At 27.8% G+C, this 889-nt stretch carries 1 protein-coding gene and 1 pseudogene; both read right to left on the bottom strand.

Going from position 1 to position 889, the window contains the following annotated elements:
- Positions 1–298 (bottom strand): annotated as a pseudogene (locus OYV_RS04060) (transcription elongation factor GreA); the annotation flags it as partial.
- Positions 299–350: 52 nt separating this feature from the next.
- The coding region (locus tag OYV_RS04055) for an O-methyltransferase (protein WP_042068431.1) at positions 351–889 on the bottom strand (539 nt) is incomplete at its 5' end.

The following is an 889-nucleotide window of genomic DNA, read 5'->3' as shown; positions in this document are numbered from 1 at the left end:
GTTTGGTGTGTAAAAGCTCCAAAGATACTTTTTTGCCAATACTTACTTCTCTTTCTTTGGAAACTTTAACTACGCGGACATTTTTTAAAATATTTTGGATTTCTGAGATGCGATGTTCTATTAAAGTTTGTTCGTTTCTAGCAGCATCATAATCAGCGTTTTCCGATAAATCTCCTTGTTCGCGCTCTTCTTTTAAAGCTTCTAAATTTTCTTTTCTTTTAACTTCTTTTAAAAAAGTTAATTCTTTTTTTAATTTTTTTATTCCTGATTGGGTAAGTTCATAAATTTTATTATTCATAAATAAAAGACCTTCTTTTTTTATTTTTTGATGGTTTTTTAAAATTCCTAAATTATTTTTTGAGATAAGAAATAATTAACCCATCAACTACATCTTGAAAAGTGGTGCAAAAATCTGGGTGATTTGTTAAAAAAGTTTGAAAATTATGCATTTTTTTGAAAATTCCTTGATTATTTTTAGTCGTTTTGGCTTTTTTAAAACAACTTAAATTAAGGTTATCAAAAACGATAATGCCTTGTTTTTTGAGTAAAGGAGCATATTTGCAAAATAACTTTTGATATTGGGCTTTGGCAGCATCAATAAAAATTAAATCATATTTTTTTAAATTGCAAGTAGGATAAATTAACGCCTCTGACCAAATGACATTTATGTGATAGGGAGTTTCTTTTAAAAAGTTTTTAGCTAAATTATAATTTATAAAATCTCTTTCTAAAGTATCAATTTTGGTGCTAAGAGAGCTCATAGCCAAAGCGCTATATCCAATGGCAGTTCCGATTTCTAAAATATTTGTGATTTTGTTTTGTGAAATTACATCAAGTAACAAAGCTAATCCTTGGTCTTGGATAATGGGGATTTTGTTTTCTTGGGCGT

This window comes from 'Chrysanthemum coronarium' phytoplasma, assembly GCF_000744065.1.
GTDB lineage: Bacteria > Bacillota_I > Bacilli_A > Acholeplasmatales > Acholeplasmataceae > Phytoplasma > Phytoplasma asteris.
Note: the sequence above shows the minus strand (reverse complement) of the source record. Positions and strands in the feature narration are given on the sequence as shown.